The sequence below is a fragment of the Paracoccus sp. MC1862 genome, assembly GCF_016617715.1.
Taxonomy (GTDB): Bacteria; Pseudomonadota; Alphaproteobacteria; order Rhodobacterales; family Rhodobacteraceae; genus Paracoccus.
In genome coordinates, this window is the sequence record NZ_CP067225.1 from 3129996 (window position 1) to 3150898 (window position 20903).

Below are 20903 nucleotides of genomic sequence, written 5' to 3' on the forward strand. Positions count from 1 at the left end.
CGACGCTCCGGCAGGCAAACAGAAGGGCAGGCGGCGATGAATCTCAACCTGATGATGAGTGACGACGAGGAACTGCGCCCGCGCATCACCGTCTTCGGCGTCGGCGGTGCCGGTGGCAACGCCGTCAACAACATGATCGAGAAGCAGCTTGACGGCGTGACCTTCGTGGTCGCCAACACCGACGCGCAGGCGCTGGCGCAAAGCCGTTCGGAAAGCCGCATCCAGCTTGGCCCCAAGGTCACCGAAGGGCTGGGCGCGGGGGCCAAGCCCTCGATCGGGGCCAAGGCCGCCGAGGAAACGATCGAGGACATTGTCGATCACCTGATGGGCGCGCACATGTGCTTCATCACCTGCGGCATGGGCGGCGGCACCGGCACCGGCGCGGCCCCGATCATCGCCCAGGCCGCGCGCGAGATGGGCATCCTGACCGTCGGCGTCGTGACCAAGCCCTTCCAGTTCGAGGGCAGCAAGCGGATGCGGCAGGCCGACGAGGGCGTCGAGAACCTGCAGAAGGTCGTGGACACCCTCATCATCATCCCCAACCAGAACCTGTTCCGCATCGCCAACGAGAAAACCACCTTCACCGAAGCCTTCGCCATGGCCGACGACGTGCTGTATCAGGGCGTCAAGGGCGTGACCGACCTGATGGTGCGCCCGGGCCTCATCAACCTCGACTTCGCCGACGTGCGCGCGGTGATGGACGAGATGGGCAAGGCCATGATGGGCGCGGGCGAAGCCACCGGCGACAACCGCGCGGTGGAAGCCGCCGAAAAGGCCATCGCCAACCCGCTGCTGGACGAGATCAGCCTGCATGGCGCCAAGGGCGTCCTGATCAACATCACCGGCGGCCACGACCTGACCCTGTTCGAAATGGACGAGGCGGCCGAGAAGATCCGCGAGAAGGTCGATCCCGAGGCCAACATCATCGTCGGCTCGACCCTTGATCCGTCGCTTGACGGCGCCGTCCGCGTCTCGGTCGTGGCCACCGGCATCGACAGCGCCGCCACGACGGAGGCCCCCGCCCCCCGCCGCGGGCTGAAAGAGCCGCTGACCCAGCACCCGACCGTCGGCCGCGCCGCCGCCCCCGCCGTCCCCGAGGAGGCGCCGGCCCCCGCCCGCCGCAGCCCGGTCATGGAGGCTCCCGCCGCGCGTCCGGCCCCGGTCGCCGAGGAGCTGCCGGAACCCGCCTACCGCCCGACGACCCCCGAGCCCGCGCCCGAGCCGCGCGTCCAGATCCGCCCGGACACCCGCAGCATGGACCAGCGGCTGAACGACCCGGCCAGCGACTTCACCGCGCCCGCGCGGCCGCAATCCCCGCGCGCCGAACCCTCCGCCGCGGTCAAGGAGCGGCTGGACCGCGCCCTCAACCGCGACGGCAGCGCCGGCCGCCCCGCCGCGCCCGAGCCCACCACTGCGCAGGGCAGGATGTCGGGCCTTGGCCGGATGCTGAACCGCGTCGCCGGCACCTCCGCCGAGGCCGAGCGTCCCCGCCCCGAGACGATCGCCGAGCGGGTGAACGACCGCATGGCCCGCGCCCGCAAGGCCGAAGCGGATTTCGACGATCTCGCCTCGCCGGACGCAGGCCAGGACAACGTCGAGATCCCGGCCTTCCTGCGCCGTCAGGCGAACTGACGGCCTGCCGCCGATCGCGACGGCGGCAAGGATCGACATGACAGCGAAAGGCCGCGCAAGCGGCCTTTTTTCTTTCGTGAACGGTTGCTTGCGGGGAATGCCCTGTTCCGGCGCGCGGCGGCGGTCCATGTTACAAGGCGTCACAAATCGTTAATTGAGAGACTCCCCCCGCGGACCTACATCGATCCTGACACGGGAACCGTTGCGTTCCCCAACAAGACGGACAGGACGATGCAAGCCACCCTCGCCACCCCCGCCCGCTTCAAGGGCGCCGGTCTCCACTCGGGGAAACCGGCCCGGCTGACCATCAACCCGGCCCCCGCCGGGCACGGCATCACGTTCCGCCGCACCGATCTGGGCGGCGCGCAGATTCCTGCGCGCTGGGATCACGTCGTTCCCTCGCCGCTCTGCAGCCTTCTTCAGGGCGAGGACGGCGTCACCGTCTCGACCGTCGAGCATGTCATGGCGGCGCTGGTCGGCACCGGCGTCCATAACGCGCTGATCGACATCGACGGGCCGGAAGTGCCGATCCTCGACGGCTCATCCGCGCCTTTCGTGGCAGGCATCCTCAAGGCCGGTTTGCGCCATTCGCCCGAGCCGCTGCGCGCCATCCGCGTCCTCAAGACGGTCGAGGTGCATGAGGGCGCGGGCTTTGCCCGGCTCTCGCCCGCCGACAGCCTGCAGATGGATTTCGCCATCGACTTCACCGACGCGGCCATCGGGCGGCAGCAGAAGCGGCTCGACCTCGCCAATGGCGCCTTCCTGCGCGAACTGATGGATTCGCGCACCTTCTGCCGCCAGGCGGATGTCGAGGCGATGAGGGCGAATGGCCTTGCCCTTGGCGGCACCTATTTCAACGCCGTCGTGGTGGACGGCGACCGGGTGCTGTCGCCCGGCGGGCTGCGTCACCGGGACGAACCCGTGCGCCACAAGATGCTGGACGCCGTGGGCGACCTCGCGCTGGCAGGCGCGCCGCTGCTGGCGCGCTACACCGGCAACCGTGCGGGCCATGCGATGACGAACCGCCTGCTGCGGACGCTGTTCGCCAATGACGACGCCTGGGAATGGACCACCTGCACCCCCGAGATCGAGGAACAGCTTCCCGGCGCGGGCGTCATCGCCCAGCGGGCCACCGCGCCGGTTGTCGCCCGCGTCCGCGCTGTCGCCTGACGCGTGTGGCGGCCTGAAAAGGGCGGGCGCCGCGGTCACAACTGCCTGAACACAGGGCGACTTGCCCTTTTGCGCGGGTCCATGTTGTGTGCTAGGACAGCCGGGCCACGCGGGCGTTGACGGGTGCGGGGCACGCGACCGCAGGACGACGGACAGACAGGACGGACATGGCATTCAGCAAAACGCGCCTCGTGCTCATGGCAGTCGCGCTGTCTCTTTCGCTGGCGGCTTGCGGGCGCGGCGGCGCTGGCGCGACGTCCGAGCCGCTGGACAATTTCACCGCCGAGGAAATCTACAAGCGCGGCGAATACGAACTTGAGAATCAGAACCGTCCCCAGGACGCCGTCCGCTATTTCAGCGAGATCGAGCGGCTTTATCCCTATTCCGAATGGTCCAAGCGCGCGCTGATCATGCAGGCCTATTCGCATCACAAGGCCCGCCAGTATGACGAGGCGCGGGCCGCGGCCCAGCGCTTCATCGACAACTATCCGGGCGACGAGGACGCGGCCTATGCCAAGTATCTGCTCGCGCTCAGCTATTACGACCAGGTGGACGAGGTCGGCCGCGACCAGGGCCTGACCTTCCAGGCCCTGCAGGGTCTGCGCGAGGTGATCGAGCAATATCCCGACAGCGAATACGCCCGCTCCTCGGTGCTGAAATTCGATCTCGCCTTCGACCATCTCGCCGGGAAAGAGATGGAGATCGGCCGCTATTACCTCAAGCGCGGCCACCACACTGCCGCCATCAACCGCTTCCGCGTCGTGGTCGAAGAGTTTCAGACCACCACCCACACGCCCGAGGCGCTGATGCGGCTGGTCGAGGCTTATCTTGCGCTCGGCCTGACCGACGAGGCGCAGACGGCGGGGGCGATCCTCGGGCACAACTTCCGCTCGTCGCCCTTCTACACCGACGCCTATGCCCAACTGCGGGGGCGGGGGCTGACGGCCACGCCGCAGGGCGACAGTTGGCTGACGCGGGTCTACCGCGAGGTGATCCAGGGCCGGTGGCTGTAACGGCCGCGGGCCGGCGGGGAACGGGCGGATGCTACGGACGCTGGACATACGCGACATCCTGCTGATCGACCGCTTGTCTCTGGATTTCGCGCCGGGGCTGAACGTGCTGACCGGAGAAACGGGTGCGGGCAAGTCGATCCTGCTGGACTGCCTCGGCTTCGTGCTGGGCTGGCGCGGCCGGGCCGAACTGGTCCGCGCCGGTGCGGCGCAGGGCGAGGTCACGGCCGTCTTCGACCTGCCTACCGAACACCCGGCGCGGACGGTGCTTGAGGACGCAGGCATCGAGGTCGAGGACGAACTGATCCTGCGCCGCGTCAACGCCGCCGATGGCCGCAAGACCGGCTGGATCAACGACCGCCGCGTCTCGGGCGAGGTGCTGCGGGCATTGTCCGACGCGCTGGTGGAACTGCATGGGCAGCATGACGACCGCGGCCTGCTGAACCCGCGCGGCCACCGGCTGCTCTTGGACGCTTTCGGGGCGCTGGACCTGTCGCAGGTCCGCGCCGCATGGACCGCCCGCCGGCAGGCAGCGACGGCGCTGGCCGAGGCCGAGGCGGCGCTGGAAGCCGCCCGGAAAGAGGAGGACTTCCTGCGCCATGCCGTGGCCGAACTGGAAAAGCTCGACCCGCAACCGGGCGAGGAGGCCACGCTCGATGTCGCCCGCCGCCAGATGCAGGCCGCCGAGCGGGTGCGGGGCGATGTCGCCCGCGCGCTGCAGATGCTGGCAGGGGCAGGGGCCGACCTCGGCGCCGAGGGGCTGATTGTCGAGGCGACCCGCTGGCTGGAAGGCGCCGCCGACAAGATCGGCGACAGTGACGAAGGGCTGTCCGAACCGCTGGTCGCCCTGTCCCGCGCTTCGATCGAACTGGGCGACGCCACCCGAGGGGTTGAGGACGCGCTGGCGCGCATGGACTTCGACCCCCGGACGCTGGAAGCGACTGAGGAGCGGCTTTTCGCCCTGCGCGCCCTTGCCCGCAAGCATGACGTGCTGCCGGACGATCTGGCGACGCTTGCCGCGGAACTCTCGACGCGCCTGCAGGCACTGGACGCGGGCGAGGCACGGATGGGCGAGCTTGAGCAGGCCGTCCGCGAGGCCGATGCCGCCTATGACGCGGCGGCGAAGAAGGTCAGCGCCGACAGGCGCGCGGCGGCAGGGCGGCTCGATACCGCCATGGCCGCCGAGCTTGCGCCCCTGAAGATGGAACGCGCCGTCTTCGAGACCCGCGTGACCGCAGGCGAGCCCGGTCCCGACGGCCGCGACAGCGGGGCCTTCACCGTCGCCACCAACCCCGGTGCCCCTGCCGGTCCGCTGGACCGCATCGCCTCGGGCGGCGAGCTTTCGCGCTTCCTGCTGGCGCTCAAGGTCTGCCTTGCCCGTGGCGGCGAGCCGCTGGTGATGATCTTCGATGAAATCGACCGCGGGGTCGGGGGCGCCACCGCCGATGCCGTCGGCCGCCGCCTCGCGCGGCTGGCAGAGGGCGCGCAGGTGCTGGTCGTCACCCATTCGCCGCAAGTCGCGGCCTTGGGGCAGCAGCATTTCCGGGTGGCCAAGTCGGTGGCGGATGGCGTCACCACCTCGCGGGTGGCGGCGCTGGACGACTCCGAGCGGGTCGAGGAGATCGCCCGGATGCTCGCCGGCGAAGAGATCACCCCTGCCGCCCGCGCCGCCGCCATCGCCCTGCTGACCTCCGCGCCCGCCTGAACCCTCAGGCCGCCGCGGTCAGTCGAGGATCGCCTCGACGCCCCGGATCACCGACAGCACCTTGGCCGAGCGTGCCTCGATCCGCACCAGCCTGCCGTCGATGATGGCGTAATGCTGCCCCTCGGGCGGGTCGGCAAGGCCGTAAAGCCCCGGCTTCCTGACAACATGCACGTCATTCCAATCGACGACCCGGCCGACCAGCGGACCATGTGCCGCCTGTCCGGGCAGAAGGCACCCCCCGTCATCCCTTGCCTGCCCCGGTGGACAGCCGGGCGGGTTTTGCTGCGCGACGACCACCCGTCCGTCCCTTTCCGCAGGGGCAGGACCGGGCGGGTTATCCCGGCCCGCCTGATCCGTCAGCGCGGCGGGCGCAAGCGACAGGGCCAGGGCGGCACCCGCAAGGAAACCGGAAAGTTTCATCCTGCGTCCTTTCTGCTGTGGCTGAACCAACGCGCCACCGGCAGGCAGGTTTCGCCTCAGTCCCCCGGCTGGCCCCCACGGGCGCGGGCGGCAAAGCGTGGCAGCATGGCCGAGAAGTCGAGGCCCCGGCCGTCCTCGCGCTCGACGAACTCGGTGTAAAGCCGCATCGCCATCTCACCCATCGGCGTATCCGCATCCGCGCTTTCGGCGGCCTGCTGCGACAGCCGCAGGTCCTTCAGCATCAGTTCGGCCGCAAATCCGGGTTTGTAGCCGTTATCGGCGGGCGAGACCGGCCCCACCCCCGGCGCCGGGCAATAGGCATTCATCGACCAGCTGTAGCCCGAGGACGTGGACACCACGTCAAACATCCGCGCCCGGTCCAGCCCCAGCTTGTCGGCCAGAGCGAAAGCCTCGCAGGTGGCGATCATGGTCACGCCCAGGATCATGTTGTTGCAGATCTTGGCGGCCTGTCCCGCGCCCGAATCGCCGCAATGGACGGCCTTCTGGCCCATGATGTCGAACAGCGGCTTCACCGTGGCGAAATCCCCGGCCAAGCCCCCGACCATGAAGGTCAGCGTCCCCGCCGCCGCCCCGCCGACGCCGCCCGAGACTGGCGCGTCCAGCGTCCCCAGCCCCGCGGCCCGCGCTTGGTCCGCCACCGCCCGGGCGCTGTCCACGTCCACGGTCGAGCAGTCGCACAACACCGCGCCCGCCTGCATCACCGGGATCACCTGCCCGGCGACGCTGCGCAGGATCTCGCCATTCGGCAGCATGGTGATGACCACCTCGGCCCCCCGTGCGGCCTCGGACGCGCTCAGCGCCGGGATCAGGCCCTCGACATCCGGCGCCGCCACGTCGAAGCCCGTGACTTCGTGCCCCGCCTGCGCGAGATTGCGGGCCATCGGGCCGCCCATGTTGCCAAGGCCGATAAAGGCGACCTTCATGCCTGTTCCTCCCACGTCAACTCGTTCGGGCCGAGATCGGCCAGCATCGCGTCCACCATCGCCGGGTCGGCCGCCGCCTTCCATGCCGGGTTGCGGTCCTTGTCGATGATCTGCGCCCGCACGCCTTCCAGGAAGTCGCTTTCCGCCGTCGCCCGGTGGGTGAAGCGGTATTCGCGCGAAAGCGATTCCTGCATCCGCCGGTCGCCGCGCGCCGCCCTGACCATCGCCAGCGTCGCCGCCATCGACAGGGGCGAGTTGCGGCGCATCACCTTCAGCGCCTCGGCGTCGCCCGCATGTTCCAGCGCGCCGATGATGTCCTCGACCGTGCGGCCTCCAAAGGCCGACAGGTCGCGGCTTTCCAGTGCCGCCGGGGGCAGGGTCCCCCGTTTCAGGACCGAGATGTCGCCGGTTTCGGCCAACTGCTCCTTCACCGCCGCCCACTCGGCCTCGGGCAGATAGATGTCGGCAAACCCCGCGTGGATGGCGTCGCCCGCGCCCATCCGGGCGCCGGTCAGCCCCAGATATTCCCCGATCCGTCCCGGTGCGCGGGCCAGAAGCCATGTCCCGCCCACGTCCGGGATCAGCCCGATGCCCGATTCCGGCATCGCCACCTGCGTCGTGTCGCCCACGACCCGATGTGAGGCATGGCCGCCGATCCCCACGCCGCCGCCCATGACAAAGCCCTGCATGAAGGCGGTGATAGGCTTGGGAAAATCCCTGATCGTCGCGTTCATGCGGTATTCGTCCGCGAAGAACTGCTGCCCGATCCCGTGGTCGCCCGCCCGGCCGCCGTGATAGACCGCCGCGATGTCGCCTCCCGCGCAGAAGGCGCGATCGCCTTCGGCGTCGATGATGACCAGCCTCACGGCCGGATCGTCGCGCCAGCCGTCAAGCGCCGCCTTGATCGCGTTCGCCATCTCGTGGCTCAGCGCGTTCAGCGCCTTGGGGCGGTTCAGGGTAATGCGGCCCGCGTGATGGTCGCGGCGGATGTTCAGGTCGTCCATCAGCCCCTCTCGGCCAGCATGGCGCGGCTGACGATCAGCCGCATGATCTCGTTGGTGCCTTCCAGGATCTGGTGCACCCGCAGGTCGCGCACGATCTTTTCCACACCATAGTCGGCCAGGTAGCCATAGCCACCATGCAGTTGCAGGCAGCCGTTCGCCACCTCGAAGGCGCGGTCGGTGACATACATCTTGGCCATGGCGCAGAACTTGGTCGCGTCCGGGGCCTTGTTGTCCAGCTTCCACGCCGCCTGCCGCAGGAAGGTGCGGGCGGATTGCAGCGCGACCTCCATCTCGGCCAGCCGGAACTGCAGCGCCTGGAACTGGTCGAGGCTTTTGCCGAAGGCCTTCCGCTCGCCCATGTAGACCAGCGTCCGGTCCAGCGCCGCCTGCGCTCCGCCCAAGGCGCCCGCCGCGATGTTCAGGCGGCCGCCGTCGAGGCCGGCCATGGCGTAGGCGAAGCCGCGCCCTTCCTCGCCCAGCAGGTTCTCGGCCGGGATCGCGCAGTCGTCGAACTGCACCGCGGTCGTCGGCTGCGCCTGCCAGCCCATCTTCTGTTCCAGCGCGCCGAAGGACAGGCCCGGCGCGCCGTCCTCGACCACCACGGTCGAGATGCCCTTCGGCCCGTCTTCGCCGGTCCGAACCATGCAGACGTAAGCATCCGAATAGCCGCCGCCCGAGATGAAGGCCTTGGTCCCGTTCAGCTTCCAGCCCTCGTTCGTCCGCTCGGCCCGCGTCCGCAGCGCCGCCGCGTCCGAGCCGCTGCCGGGTTCGGTCAGGCAGTAGGAAAACACCTTCCGCATGCTGCAGAGGTCGGGCAGCCAGCGCTCCTTGTCCTCGGGCTTGCCGAACTTGTCGATCATTCCCCCGCACATGTTGTGGATCGACAGGAACGATCCCACCGCCGGATCGGCCATCGCCAGCGCCTCGAAGACCAGCGTGGCGTCCAGCCGCGTCAGCCCCGAGCCGCCATATTCCTCGGATACGTAAAGCCCGCCGAAGCCCAGTTCGGCGATGCGCGGCCACAGGTCCTTGGGGATGGTCCCCGCTGCCTCCCATTCGCGCGAATGGGGCGCGATGTGCTCGGCCCCGAAATCGCGCGCCATGTCGAAGATGGCCTGCTGTTCCTCGGTCAGTGCGAAATCCATGCGACCTCCCCTTGCATCCTCTTGCGGCCAGTACATCGGGGTTTGCGCATCCCGCGCAAGCCACGACGCTCCGGTCCATCTTCTTCGTGGAAATATCCCCGGGGTCCGGGGCAGCGCCCCGGTCCCGCGCCTCCGTCAGTCCATCGCCTTGAAGTTGAAGGCCGCCCCTTCCTTGATCCCCGAGGGCCAGCGCGAGGTCACCGTCTTGGTGCGGGTATAGAAGCGGAAGGCGTCCGGCCCGTGCTGGTTCAGGTCGCCGAAGCCCGATTTCTTCCAGCCGCCGAAGGTGAAATAGGCCAGCGGCACCGGGATCGGCACGTTGATCCCGATCATGCCCACGTTCACCCGGCTGGCGAAGTCGCGCGCCGCGTCCCCGTCGCGGGTGAAGATCGCGGTGCCGTTGCCGTATTCGTGGTCCATCGCCAGCCCCAGCGCCTCCTCGTAGGACGCGGCGCGGACGGTAGACAGCACCGGCCCGAAGATTTCCTTCCGGTAGATGTCCATGTCGGGCGTCACCCGGTCGAACAGATGCGGGCCGACGAAGAAGCCGTCCTCATAGCCCTGCAGGCTGAAGTCGCGGCCATCCACGACAAGTTCCGCGCCTTGCTGAATCCCGGTTTCCACCAGCCGCAGGATGTTCTCCTTGGCGGCCTTCGTCACGACGGGGCCGTAATCCACATCGTTCCCGGCGGTCCAGGGACCGACCTTCAGCTTTTCGATCCGGGGCACCAGCTTCTCGATCAGGCGGTCGGCGGTCTCCTCGCCCACCGGCACGGCCACGGAAATCGCCATGCAGCGTTCGCCCGCAGCCCCATAGCCCGCGCCGACCAGAGCATCCGCCGCCTGGTCCATGTCGGCGTCGGGCATGATGATCATGTGGTTCTTGGCGCCGCCGAAACACTGCGCCCGCTTGCCGGTCTGGGCCGCGCGCTCATAGATATACTGCGCGATGGGGGTGGAACCCACGAAGCCCACCGCCTGGATGATCTCGCTGTCCAGAATCGCGTCCACCGCGTCCTTGTCGCCGTGGACGACCTGCAGCACGCCATCCGGCAGCCCCGCTTCCTTGAACAACGCCGCGATCATGTTCGGCACGGTGGGGTCACGCTCGGACGGCTTCAGGATCACCGCGTTGCCGGACGCCAGCGCCGGGCCCAGCTTCCACAGCGGGATCATCGCCGGGAAGTTGAAGGGCGTGATCGCGGCCACGACCCCAAGCGGTTGGCGCATCGAATACATGTCGATTCCGGGGCCGGCGCCGTCGATGAACTCGCCCTTCAACTGGTGCGGCGCGCCGACCGAGAACTCGATCACTTCAAGGCCGCGCTGGATGTCGCCCTTGGCGTCGGGAAAGGTCTTGCCATGCTCGGATGACAGCATCTCGGCCATCTTGTCCATGTCGCGGTTCAGCAGCCGCACCATCTCCATCATGACGCGGGCGCGGCGCTGGGGGTTGGTGGCGCCCCATTTCACCTGCGCCTCGGCCGCGCGGGCGATGGCCTCGTCCATCTCGGCCTTGCTGGCGAGATCGACCTTGGCCTGCACCTCGCCGGTGGCCGGGTTGAAGACATCGGCGGTGCGGCCGGACGTGCCGGGCGCTTCCTTGCCGTCGATCCAGTGATGAACGGAACGCATCATAGGCTCTCCCCTGATTTTCGGGCGAACCATAGCCTTGCACAAACGCCTGCGTAAAGCGACGATCCGGCCAAACGGTTTTGCAGGATTGCAGGGATGGACTGGGACGACCTGCGCATCTTCCTTGCCGTCGCGCGCGAGGAGTCGCTCTCCCGCGCCGGGCGGCGGCTGGGGATGGACGCCTCGACCGTGGGCCGCCGCATCGCCCGGCTGGAAACCGCGCTGGGCCGCGTCCTTTTCGCCAAGACCCCGCAGGGCTATGCGGTGACGACGGAAGGCGCGGCGCTGGTCCCCCATGCCGAGGCCGCCGAGGCCGCGGCGCAGGCGGCGGCCGAATCCTTCACGCGAACCCTTGGCGGCCAGCTTCGCATCGGCGCCCCGGACGGCTGCGCCAACTACCTGCTGCCGCAGCTTGCCGCGCGGCTGATGGCCGAGCATCCGGGGCTGGAGGTCCAGATCGTCGCCCTGCCGCGCGTCTTCAACCTTTCCCGGCGCGAGGCCGACATGGCCATCGCCGTCAGCCGCCCGCAGACGGGCCGGGCGGCGATCCAGAAGATCGCCGATTACCAACTGCACTTGGCAGGGCACGCCGACTACCTCGACCGCCACCCGCCGATCCAAGGCCGTGCCGATCTGAAAGGCCACCGGATGATCGGCTATATCCCCGAGATGATCTTCGACCGCGAACTGGACTACTTGTCGGAAACGGGGGCGGATCACGCGGCGCTGTCCTCGAACTCGGTCAGCGTGCAGTTGCAGGCGATCCGGGTGGGGGCAGGCTTGGGGATCGTCCACGACTTCGCCATCCCCTTCGCGCCCGGCGTGCGGCGGCTGCTGGCCGACGAGATTTCGCTGACCCGGTCCTTCTGGCTGCTGCGCCCGGCCGACGACCGCCGGTCCGACCGGCTGAACCGGCTGGCCGAGGCAGTGGCCAACGGCCTCAGGCGCGAGATCGCGCGGCTTGAGGCTTCCGTCCAAGCGCAGGGTTGACGAAACGATCCTGCGCGGCAACGCTGGGTGGTGAAACGAATGCGAAGGTGCCCGCCATGATCGTCAAGCAGATCCTCGCCATGAAAGCCGGCCCGGAGGAAATCGTGACGGTCCGTCCCGATTCGACCGTAGGCGAGGCCGCGCGGCTTCTGTCCGAACGCCGCATCGGCGCGGTGGTCGTGTCCTCGGACGGGCGCAAGGCCGAAGGCATCCTGTCGGAACGCGACATCGTGCGCGAACTCGGCCGTTCCGGCCCCGATGTGCTGGACCGCAAGGCCAGCGAGCTGATGACCAGCAAGGTCATGACCTGCGTCTGCGGCGATGACGCGCTGGAACTGCTGGACCGGATGACCAAGGGACGCTTCCGCCATCTGCCGGTACTGGACGACAAGGGCGAGATGCTGGGCGTGGTGTCCATCGGTGACGTGGTCTTCGGCCGGCTCAAGGAACTGAATGCCGAGAAAGAGGCGCTGACCGGCATGATCATGGGCAACTGAAGCCCCCTTGCCGCTTGCAAAGCGCCCGAGTTTGACGTTTTCCGTCGTGACGGAACCGTGAACGGAGCAGCCCCATGCGGATCGGCCTTTACCCCGGCACCTTCGACCCGATCACACTGGGCCATGTGGACATCATCCAGCGGGCCGCCACCTTGGTGGACCGGCTGGTGATCGGCGTCGCCATCAACCGCGACAAGGGACCGCTGTTCCCGCTGGAAGAGCGCGTGGCGATGGTCGAGGCCGAATGCGAGGCGGTTGCCCGCACGACCGGCATCGAGATCGTCGTCCACCCCTTCGAGAACCTGCTGATCGACTGCGCCCGCGACGTGGGCGCCAGCGTGATCCTGCGCGGGCTGCGGGCGGTCGCGGATTTTGAATATGAATTCCAGATGGTCGGCATGAACCGCGCGCTCGATTCCAGCGTGGAAACGGTGTTCCTGATGGCCGACGCGCGCCGGCAGGCCATCGCCTCGAAGCTGGTGAAGGAAATCGCCCGGCTGGGGGGGGACGTGTCCAAGTTCGTGCCACCGGCGATCAACCGGGCGCTGCGGGACCGCTATGCCCTTGCCGCCGGCAGCGGAAAGCCCGCCGGATGAGAGAACCGCGTCCCCCCCGGCCGATCCCCGATCCCACCCGCCCGCCGATGCCCGACCCGGCGCCGGACCCCGCGCCCGAGCCGCGCGCGCGGCGCACGAACTTCACCCGCCTGACGACGCATGACGAACGGTCCACCCCCTACAGCCCGGCCTCGCTGCGGGCCGACATCGCGGCGGACAGGATTCCTGAACCCGCGCTGATCGGCTTCGACGCGATCATCGATTCGCTGAAGGCGGGCTGGTCGGATTTCCGCCGCGCCCCGGCCTTCGGGCTGTTCTTCGCCGCCTTCTATGTGCTGGGCGGGCTGGTCCTGACGGCGGTGGCCGCCGCCTCGGGGCAGGAATGGTGGCTGATGCCCTTCATCGTGGGCTTTCCCCTGCTCGCCCCCTTTGCGGGCGTGGGTCTCTACGAGGTCAGCCGCAGGCTCGAATCCGGCGAGGCGCTGGACTGGGCGGGCGTGCTGGGCGTGGTCTTCGCCCAGAAGGACCGGCAGGTGCCGTCGATGGCCATGGCAATCCTGCTGATGTTCATGTTCTGGGTCTTTGTCGCCCACACGATCTTTGCCGTCTTCATGGGCATCCAGTCGCTGACGAACATCACCAACTCGCCCGAACTGCTGCTGCAGCCCCGCGGCCTGACCATGCTGGCGCTGGGCACGGTTATCGGCGCGGGCTTCGCCGCGGCCCTGTTCGGCATGACCGTGGGCGGATTGCCGCTGATCCTCGACCGCGAGGTGGACCTGGTCAGCGCCATCATCGCCAGCTTCGACGCGGTGACGGCAAACCCGCTGGTGATGCTGGCCTGGGCAGTCACGATCGCGGCGATCCTGTTTGCCGGCATCGCGCCGCTGTTCCTGGGGCTGTTCGTGGCCCTGCCGGTGCTGGGCCATGCAAGCTGGCACATGTATCGCCACCTGCTGCCGCCCGAGGACTGGGACTGAAACGACACCGGGCGCCCGAAGGCGCCCGTCATCTCAGATCCAAAGGACGATCAGGCGTCCAGATCGGCCGACACGGGCGGCGCCAGCTTGGGCGTGATGCCGTTGCCCAGCGGGTCTTCCTGCCGCTGGACCGAGCCTTCGAAATGCGCGCCCGATTCGATGGCGATGGTCTTGTGGACGATGTCGCCTTCCACCCGCGCGGTTGCCGACAGCCGGACCTTGAGGCCGCGCACCCGGCCCACGACGCGGCCGTTCACGATGATCTCTTCGGCCACGATCTCGCCCCGGATGGTGGCGCTTTCGCCGACCGTCAACTGGTGGGCGCGGATGTCGCCTTCCACCGTGCCCTCGATCTGGGCATCGCCCTGGGTGGTGATGTTGCCCTTGACCGTCAGGTCGCTGGACAGGACCGACGGCCCTGACCGGGTGCGCATCGCGGCGGGCGGGGGAAAGTCGGGTTTCATGTCCATGGCGGGCCGGTTCATTTCCGATTCTTGGGATTGGGCACGGGGGCCGGGGTCGGTGACGCGGGTTTTAGAAAACATTCTGTGCGGCCTTGATGAAGCTCATGGGATTCACGGCCTTCCCGTCCACGCGCACTTCATAGTGCAGATGCGGTCCGGTCGAGCGGCCAGTGTTGCCCATATCACCGATCAGGCTGTTGCGCGAGACCTTCTGCCCGGCTTTCACCCGGATCTTGGACAGGTGGCCATAGCGGGTCTCGGTCCCCAGCTCGTGCTGGATCTTGATGAGGTTGCCATAGCCGCGCTGCCAGCCGGCATAGGTCACGACACCGTCGGCGGTGGAAAAGATCGGGGTGCCCACTGGACCGGCAAGGTCCAGCCCCTGGTGCTGGCGGCCCCAGCGCGGACCGAAACCCGAGGTGAAGCGGAAGGCCGACTTGACCGGCATCGCCAGCGGCAGCTTGCTGACGGCGATCTTGTAATCCTTGACCTTGCCCAGCGAGACCATGACCTCGGTCGCCCGCGCCTCGGATTCGCTGATGGCGGCATTGCCGCGCGACGAATAGCCCATGGGCGTCAGGGGCCCGCCGGTGCCCTCGTAGCCCTCGCGCACGGTGGCCAGCAGGCGGTCGCTGTCCACGCCGACCTGCTCGAACATCTCGTCCAGCGGCTTGACCGACATCTCGACGGCTTCTTCCAGCCGGGCAAAGATTTCCTCGTTGCGCTTCAGCATGGCGTCACGCTCGACCGCCATGGCCTCGGCGGTGCGGATGGCGGCATCGGCGCGCAGGCTGGCCGCGGTCCTTGCCGCGGCGGTGGCGGCCAGTTCGCTCGACAGCGCCCCCAAGGCCACCGACATTTCCTCGGCACGGGCGGCCTGCGGCCCGGCGTCCATCGTTCCGGCCTGGCGCGCCGCCTCGGTTTCCGCCTGCACGTCGTGCAGCGCGGCCTGGATCGCGCCGATGCCGCTTTCCAGCTCGCGCCGCTTTTCCTCGGATGCCAGCAGGTGCGACTGCATGGCCGAGATCTGGTCCAGCGCCGCGGTGAAGCGGCTCTGCGCAGCGGCGGCCTCGGCGGCGCGGGTGTCGCGCTCGGCGGCAAGCTGCTGAAGCTGCTGTTCCATCGCCGCGGATGCATTGCGCGGCGCGGTCCCGCCCATGGCGTCCAGCGTCAGGATCGAGCTTGCGGCGGCCGCCCATCCGACCACCACCACCATGCCGAGCCGCCGGACCAGCGGGCGGCGTGCAGGGGAAACAGGGGCAATGGTTGCGGGACGGTCAACAGCCGGTCGCGTCATGGGGGTTATCCATTCGTGAAGGCCGAGGCGGTCGCCTCGCGGTTGCGGCTTGCTAGCGGAAACCGTGGCAGACCTGCAACGCTTCACGAAATCTTTGCAGCAGGGTCGGCGGAAGCCCGCGCAGGAAAGCCGTTCCGGTGGAGAGTTTCCGCCCAATCACAGCGGCGCGACCACTCGTGTCTTGCTCTTTCAGGCCATGGCATAGGGCAGGGGACCGGTGCGGTCCTCGGGAATCTTCACCTCGCGGTCGATGGCCGGGACGGACCGCTGGTGGCAGTCCTGCCGGGGGCAGATGCGGCAACTGACGCCGATCTGCTCGTAGCCCGCCGGATTTCCGACATCGAGATCGTCGGCATAGGTCAAGTCGCGCGCATGGGTGATCTCGCAGCCGAGGCAGATGGCAAAGCGCCGCACGGGCGCGCGGAAGGACCCGCCGGGCTTGGCCACCTCGCGCGACAGGCACAGGTAACGCACCCCGTCCGGCGTCTGCGCCAGTTGCCGCAGGAACCGGCCCGGAGTCTCGAAGGCGCGATGCACGTTCCACAGGGGACAGGCACCGCCGAAGCGGGCGAATTGCAGGCGCGTGGCGGAATGGCGCTTGGTGATGGTGCCCGCCTGATCGACCCGGACGAAGAAGAAGGGGATGCCGCGTTCCCCCGCCCGCTGCAGGGTGGACAGCCGGTGCGCCACCTGCTCCAGCGAGGCGCCGAAGAGATGCGACAGCCGTTCCAGATCGTGCCGTTCCGCCCGCGCCGCCGCCAGGAAGGCGCGATAGGGCAGTAGGGCCGCGCCGGCGAAATAATTGGCCAGCCCCAGCCGGGCGATGTCGCGGGCGGCATTGCTGCGGAACCGCGCAAGGTCCAGCGTCGCGTCCAGCAACTCGCCCCGCGTTTCCCGCGCGACGAGGTTCAGCAACTGGAACACCTGCGTGGCGGGATCGGCCAGCGTGTTCAGCGTGACCACGTCGCCCTCGCGCCGAAAGACCGATCCCGCCGCAAGCTCGGCCGAGCGGACGGTGATCCCCCGCTCGCCCAGCGCGGCCAGCGCCCGGTCCATCGGCGGGGCGCGGCGTCCCTCGGGGCAGGCGAAGCGTTCGGCGGCGCGGTCCACGGCGTCGATGTAATTGTCGCAGTAATGGAAGAAGTCGCGCACCTCCTCCCATGGCGAGGTGAGCGCATTCTGGCCCGTGGGGCCGAAAGCCTCGTCCAGCGCCGCCAGCCGGTCCTGCCCGGCGCGATGGGCGCGGTAAAGGTCCAGAAATGCCCGCACCAGCCCCGGCGTGTTGGACGCGGCCAGCCGCATGTCGGCCAGCGTCGGCGTCGCGGCGAACAGCGGATCGGCCAGCGCCTCGGCCAGATCGACCACCATCCGGTCGCCGTCCCCCGTTGCCAGCGCCCCCACGTCCACCGAGAACTCGGACGCCAGCCGCAGCAGCACCCCGGCCGAGACGGGACGGTGGTTGTTTTCCATCTGGCTGAGATAGGGCAGGGACACGCCCAGCCGGTCGGCAAAGACCCGCTGCGTCAGCCCGTGGCGGTTGCGCGTCTCGCGCAGCGAGGCGCCGGCGTAGATCTTGTGGTTGGCCATCGATCCCTCCTGCCGCGTCGTTTGCAAAATCACGGTGGTTTTGCAAACGCAAATGCAGGGTGGCGTTCAGATCGACTGTGCATCACCTGTGCATCGGTCGTGCATCCGCTGCAAAGTCCCTCAGCCCCAGTCGTGGAAGACGAACCAGGCCCCCGCGCAGATCAGCCCGAAGCCCACGGCGTGCTGCCACCCCAGCCGCTCGCCGAGGTAAAGCCACGAGAAGCCGGCAAAGACGGTCAGGCTGATGACCTCCTGGATCGTCTTCAACTGGGCCGCGCTGAAATGCCCGTGCCCGATGCGGTTCGCGGGCACCTGCAGCAGATATTCGAAGAAGGCGATGCCCCAACTGACGAGAATCACCATCAAAAGAGGCGCCGTCTTGAACTTGAGATGTCCATACCAGGCGACGGTCATGAACAGGTTGGATGCGATCAGCAGGCCGATGGTGACGGCCGGGACGCTCAGCCCCATTGCTGGACGTGGTTCCGCGCCAGGTTGCCGAAGCGGGTGAAGCGGCCCTCGAAGCTCAGTTCCACCGAGCCGATGGGTCCGTGGCGCTGCTTGCCGATGATGACCTCGGCCTTGCCGTGGACCTGCTCCATCACCTGCTGCCAGGTCGCCATCTTGTCGAGGTCGTGGTCCGAGGGCTTCTCGCGCTCGCGGTAATATTCCTCTCGAAAGACGAACATCACGATGTCGGCGTCCTGCTCGATGGACCCGGATTCGCGCAGATCCGACAGCTGCGGGCGCTTGTCCTCGCGGTTCTCGACCTGACGGGAAAGCTGGGACAGTGCGATCACGGGGATGTTCAGTTCCTTGGCGATGGCCTTGAGCCCTTGCGTGATCTCGCTCACCTCGTTCACGCGGCTGTCCTTGGCAGAAGCCGCGCGCAGAAGCTGCAAGTAGTCCACGATCAGCACGTCCAACCCCATCGTCCGCTTCAGCTTGCGGGCGCGGGCGGCCAACTGGTTGATCGGCAGCGCCGGCGTGTCGTCGATATACAGCGGGCAGTTCTGCAGCGCATGGGCCGCTTCCACGAAGCGGCGGAACTCCTCTTCGGAAAGCTCACCCCGCCGGATCATCTCGCTGGGCACTTCCGATGCCTCAGAGAGAATCCGCGCGGCAAGCTGTTCCGCCGACATTTCCAGCGAGAAGAATCCGACGATGCCGCCGTCCACGGTGCCCCGGCTGCCGTCGGGCAACTCGCCCATCCGGTGCGCCTTGGCGACGTTGAAGGCGATGTTGGTCGCAAGCGAGGTCTTTCCCATCGACGGCCGCCCGGCCAGGATCAGCAGGTCCGACTTGTTCAGGCCGCCCAGCTTGGCATCCAGATCGGACAGCCCGGTCGAGATCCCCGACAGTTTGCCACCGCGCTGATAGGCGGCGTTTGCGGTTTCCACTGCGCCGGTGACGGCCTGCAGGAAAGACTGGAACCCGCGTTCCGCCACGCCCTGCTCGCCCAGCTTGTAAAGCGTCTGCTCGGCGGTCTTGATCTGCTCCTCGGCGTCGTCATCGATGACGACGGTCGCGGCACGGGCCGAGATTTCCTGCCCCAGCGAAATCAGTTCGCGCCGCAGGGCGAACTCGCGGATCATCTTCGCATAATCGCGCGCGGCGTAGGAGGAGACCGCCGCCCCGGCCAGACGCGCGAGATAGGCGGGGCCGCCCAGTTCCTTCAGCCCCGCGTCATGTTCCATGAAGGCCTTGATCGTCACCGGGCTGGCCAGGGCGTTCCTGACGATGCGTTCCGAACACAGCTCGAAGATGCGGCGGTGGACGGGGTCGTAGAAATGCTCGGCCCGGATCAGGCGGGTGATCGAATCGAACACGTCGTTGTTGGTCAGCAGTGCGCCCAGAAGCTGCTGTTCGGCCTCGATCGAGAAGGGCACGGAGGGGGTATCGGACTCATCGGCACCCGCCACAGGGCGGGGCGTGAGCGCGCGAAGCTCGTTCATCTCATGTCCTCGACTCGGGTGCGCCCGACTATCTCATGACAGGGGGCGGGGGTCCACGATCACGCCCCGTATCGCGCGGGGCAGGCCGGGGGAAAGCTGTGGATAACCGGCGAAATTGTGGACAACTCAGTGGGTGAATCAGGAATGAGCTGCCTGCCAGCCGCGCGGGTCGGTCAGGAAAGCTTCGACTTCGGAAAGGGTTGCACTGTCGAAAGACCCCTGCGCCTTGGCTTCTTCCAGCACGTCCCACCAGGTGCACAGGTGATGCAGCCTTACACCATGATCGGCCAGACGCTGCGTCGTCTCGGGGAAAATGCCGTAGTAGAAGATCACCGCCGTATGGGCGCAGGTGGCCCCCGTCTCGCGGATGGCGTCCACGAAGGACAGCTTCGATCCGCCGTCGGTGGTCAGGTCCTCGACCAGCAGCACGCGCTGGCCTTCGCGCATCTCGCCCTCGATCCGGGCATTGCGGCCATAGCCCTTGGGCTTCTTGCGGACATAGGTCATGGGCAGGCCCAGCCGTTCCGCCACCAGCGCGGCAAAGGGGATGCCCGCGGTCTCGCCGCCTGCGATGTTGTCGAAAGCTTCGAAGCCCGCGTCGCGGCAGACGGTGGCCGCCATGAAATCCATCAGTGTGCCCCGGATGCGGGGGTAGGAGATCAGCTTGCGGCAGTCGATATAGGTCGGCCCCTTGAGCCCCGAGGCATAGGTGAAGGGCTCGGCCGAGAAATGCACGGCCCTGATCTCCAGCAGCATCCGGGCCGAGAGGCGGGCGATCTCCTCGCGGGTGGGGAAGCTCAGGGTCATGCGTCGGTCTCGATATGCCAGAACAAGGGGAAGCCGGGGTCGAAGACCGTTACGGTCTCGCCGCCCGCCTCGATACGGTCGGGGAAGACCGCGGGCTCGTCGCGGCGGACCAGGCGGATGTGGTCCTTGTTCGGGGGCAGGCGGTAGAAAGCCGGGCCGTTCAGGCTGGTGAAGGCTTCCAGCCGGTCGATTGCGCCGGCTTCCTCGAAGACATGGGCGCAGATGGACAGCCAGTTCGGGGCAGTGAAGCAGCCGGCGCAGCCGCAGGCGCTTTCCTTGGCGCGGTCGGGATGGGGGGCGCTGTCGGTGCCGCTGAAAAAGCGCGGATCGCCCGAGGTCGCGGCCTCGACCAGCGCCAGCCGGTGGGATTCGCGCTTGGCGACGGGCAGGCAGTAGTAATGCGGCCGGATGCCGCCCGCGAGGATGTGGTTGCGGTTGATGACGAGGTGATGCGTCGTGATCGTGGCCCCGATGTCGCCACCCGCGCGGACGTAATCCACGCCGTCCGAAGTCGTGACGTGTTCCATCACCACCCGCAGGCTTGGGGTGGCGCGGCGAATCGGGTCAAGGACGCGGTCGATGAAGACGGCCTCGCGGTCGAAGATGTCCACGGCGGGGTCCGTCACCTCGCCATGGACGCAAAGGGGGACGCCCGCCTCTGCCATGGCCTCGAAAACGGGCCGCACCCGGTCGAAATCACGCACGCCGCTGGCCGAGTTGGTGGTCGCGCCCGCCGGGTAAAGCTTGACCGCCGAGATGATTCCTTGGGCGTGGGCGCCTACCACATCAGCCGGATCGGTGGCTTCGGTCAGGTAAAGCGTCATCAACGGACGCAACGTCGCGTTTTCGGGCAGCGCGGCCGTGATCCGGTCGCGATAGGCCGCCGCCTCGGACCCCGTAACTACCGGAGGAACAAGGTTCGGCATGATGATCGCGCGCCCCAGATCGGCCGACCAGGGGGCCACGGCGGCCAGCATTTGCTGGTCCCGCAGGTGCAGATGCCAATCGTCAGGCCGGCGAAGTCGCAAGAAGTTGTTCATGACCTGCATCTATAACGAACCATATCGCGTTAGCCAGCGGTGGGACTGCGCCTGACCGATTCCC

At 68.0% G+C, this 20903-nt stretch carries 20 protein-coding genes; 8 read left to right on the forward strand and 12 right to left on the reverse strand.

Going from position 1 to position 20903, the window contains the following annotated elements; translation table 11 throughout:
- The first annotated feature begins 36 nt into the window (after positions 1 to 36).
- The 4 genes from ftsZ to recN all read left to right on the forward strand — a co-directional run bounded on the left by ftsZ (position 37) and on the right by recN (position 5517).
- Positions 37 to 1632: a cell division protein FtsZ gene (ftsZ, locus tag JGR78_RS15485; protein ID WP_182791012.1), complete on the forward strand. Its 1596-nt coding sequence runs from the start codon at positions 37 to 39 to the stop codon at positions 1630 to 1632.
- Between the two features lie 231 nt (positions 1633 to 1863).
- Positions 1864 to 2802: a UDP-3-O-acyl-N-acetylglucosamine deacetylase gene (lpxC, locus tag JGR78_RS15490; RefSeq protein ID WP_182791011.1), complete on the forward strand. Its 939-nt coding sequence runs from the start codon at positions 1864 to 1866 to the stop codon at positions 2800 to 2802.
- Between the two features lie 167 nt (positions 2803 to 2969).
- Positions 2970 to 3815 carry an outer membrane protein assembly factor BamD gene (locus JGR78_RS15495; RefSeq protein WP_182791010.1) on the forward strand — a complete coding sequence of 282 codons (846 nt, stop codon included), beginning with the start codon at positions 2970 to 2972 and terminating at the stop codon, positions 3813 to 3815.
- Positions 3816 to 3843: 28 nt separating this feature from the next.
- The gene (gene recN, locus JGR78_RS15500) at positions 3844 to 5517 is read left to right on the forward strand and encodes a DNA repair protein RecN (RefSeq protein WP_182803482.1); all 1674 of its coding nucleotides are present in this window, start codon (positions 3844 to 3846) and stop codon (positions 5515 to 5517) included.
- Positions 5518 to 5535: 18 nt separating this feature from the next.
- Here the strand turns inward: recN and JGR78_RS15505 are convergent, their stop codons facing one another.
- From JGR78_RS15505 to JGR78_RS15525, 5 genes are all read right to left on the reverse strand, one after another.
- Positions 5536 to 5937 carry a hypothetical protein gene (locus JGR78_RS15505; RefSeq protein WP_182791008.1) on the reverse strand — a complete coding sequence of 134 codons (402 nt, stop codon included), beginning with the start codon at positions 5935 to 5937 and terminating at the stop codon, positions 5536 to 5538.
- A 56-nt stretch (positions 5938 to 5993) separates the two neighbouring features.
- Positions 5994 to 6881 carry a 3-hydroxyisobutyrate dehydrogenase gene (gene mmsB, locus JGR78_RS15510; RefSeq protein ID WP_182791007.1) on the reverse strand — a complete coding sequence of 296 codons (888 nt, stop codon included), beginning with the start codon at positions 6879 to 6881 and terminating at the stop codon, positions 5994 to 5996.
- Positions 6878 to 7885, reverse strand: a complete 1008-nt coding sequence (locus tag JGR78_RS15515) for an enoyl-CoA hydratase/isomerase family protein (protein ID WP_182791006.1) — start codon at positions 7883 to 7885, stop codon at positions 6878 to 6880. Before JGR78_RS15515 ends, mmsB begins: the two co-directional genes overlap by 4 nt.
- Positions 7885 to 9030 carry an acyl-CoA dehydrogenase family protein gene (locus JGR78_RS15520; protein WP_182803480.1) on the reverse strand — a complete coding sequence of 382 codons (1146 nt, stop codon included), beginning with the start codon at positions 9028 to 9030 and terminating at the stop codon, positions 7885 to 7887. The genes JGR78_RS15515 and JGR78_RS15520 overlap by 1 nt, the downstream gene beginning before the upstream one ends.
- 135 nt (positions 9031 to 9165) lie before the next feature.
- The gene (locus tag JGR78_RS15525; RefSeq protein WP_182791109.1) at positions 9166 to 10665 is read right to left on the reverse strand and encodes a CoA-acylating methylmalonate-semialdehyde dehydrogenase; all 1500 of its coding nucleotides are present in this window, start codon (positions 10663 to 10665) and stop codon (positions 9166 to 9168) included.
- Positions 10666 to 10761: 96 nt separating this feature from the next.
- Between JGR78_RS15525 and JGR78_RS15530 the strand changes: the two genes are divergently transcribed.
- From JGR78_RS15530 to JGR78_RS15545, 4 genes are all read left to right on the forward strand, one after another.
- Positions 10762 to 11655, forward strand: coding sequence for a LysR family transcriptional regulator (locus JGR78_RS15530; RefSeq protein WP_182791004.1), 894 nt, complete (start codon positions 10762 to 10764; stop codon positions 11653 to 11655).
- Between the two features lie 56 nt (positions 11656 to 11711).
- Positions 11712 to 12152 carry a CBS domain-containing protein gene (locus JGR78_RS15535; RefSeq protein ID WP_182803478.1) on the forward strand — a complete coding sequence of 147 codons (441 nt, stop codon included), beginning with the start codon at positions 11712 to 11714 and terminating at the stop codon, positions 12150 to 12152.
- 74 nt (positions 12153 to 12226) lie between these two features.
- Positions 12227 to 12748 (forward strand): pantetheine-phosphate adenylyltransferase, encoded by a 522-nt coding sequence (gene coaD / locus JGR78_RS15540; RefSeq protein WP_182791002.1) that lies wholly within the window; start codon positions 12227 to 12229, stop codon positions 12746 to 12748.
- Positions 12745 to 13689 carry a DUF2189 domain-containing protein gene (locus tag JGR78_RS15545; RefSeq protein ID WP_182803476.1) on the forward strand — a complete coding sequence of 315 codons (945 nt, stop codon included), beginning with the start codon at positions 12745 to 12747 and terminating at the stop codon, positions 13687 to 13689. The genes coaD and JGR78_RS15545 overlap by 4 nt, the downstream gene beginning before the upstream one ends.
- A 50-nt stretch (positions 13690 to 13739) precedes the next feature.
- Here the strand turns inward: JGR78_RS15545 and JGR78_RS15550 are convergent, their stop codons facing one another.
- From JGR78_RS15550 to pyrC, 7 genes are all read right to left on the reverse strand, one after another.
- Positions 13740 to 14234 (reverse strand): polymer-forming cytoskeletal protein, encoded by a 495-nt coding sequence (locus JGR78_RS15550; RefSeq protein ID WP_182791000.1) that lies wholly within the window; start codon positions 14232 to 14234, stop codon positions 13740 to 13742.
- Positions 14224 to 15450, reverse strand: coding sequence for a DUF5930 domain-containing protein (locus JGR78_RS15555; RefSeq protein ID WP_182790999.1), 1227 nt, complete (start codon positions 15448 to 15450; stop codon positions 14224 to 14226). Before JGR78_RS15555 ends, JGR78_RS15550 begins: the two co-directional genes overlap by 11 nt.
- A 189-nt stretch (positions 15451 to 15639) precedes the next feature.
- Complete coding sequence (locus JGR78_RS15560) at positions 15640 to 17037, reverse strand: short-chain fatty acyl-CoA regulator family protein (RefSeq protein ID WP_182803473.1); 1398 nt, start codon at positions 17035 to 17037, stop codon at positions 15640 to 15642.
- A gap of 120 nt (positions 17038 to 17157) precedes the next feature.
- A complete protein-coding gene (locus JGR78_RS15565; protein WP_182790997.1) occupies positions 17158 to 17508 on the reverse strand; it encodes a DMT family protein in 351 nt (116 codons plus the stop codon).
- Positions 17499 to 18992 (reverse strand): replicative DNA helicase, encoded by a 1494-nt coding sequence (locus tag JGR78_RS15570; protein WP_182790996.1) that lies wholly within the window; start codon positions 18990 to 18992, stop codon positions 17499 to 17501. Before JGR78_RS15570 ends, JGR78_RS15565 begins: the two co-directional genes overlap by 10 nt.
- Positions 18993 to 19130: 138 nt before the next feature.
- On the reverse strand, positions 19131 to 19799 hold the full coding sequence (locus JGR78_RS15575; protein ID WP_182790995.1) for an orotate phosphoribosyltransferase: 669 nt from the start codon (positions 19797 to 19799) through the stop codon (positions 19131 to 19133).
- Positions 19796 to 20839, reverse strand: coding sequence for a dihydroorotase (gene pyrC / locus JGR78_RS15580; protein ID WP_182803470.1), 1044 nt, complete (start codon positions 20837 to 20839; stop codon positions 19796 to 19798). Before pyrC ends, JGR78_RS15575 begins: the two co-directional genes overlap by 4 nt.
- Positions 20840 to 20903: the final 64 nt, after the last annotated feature.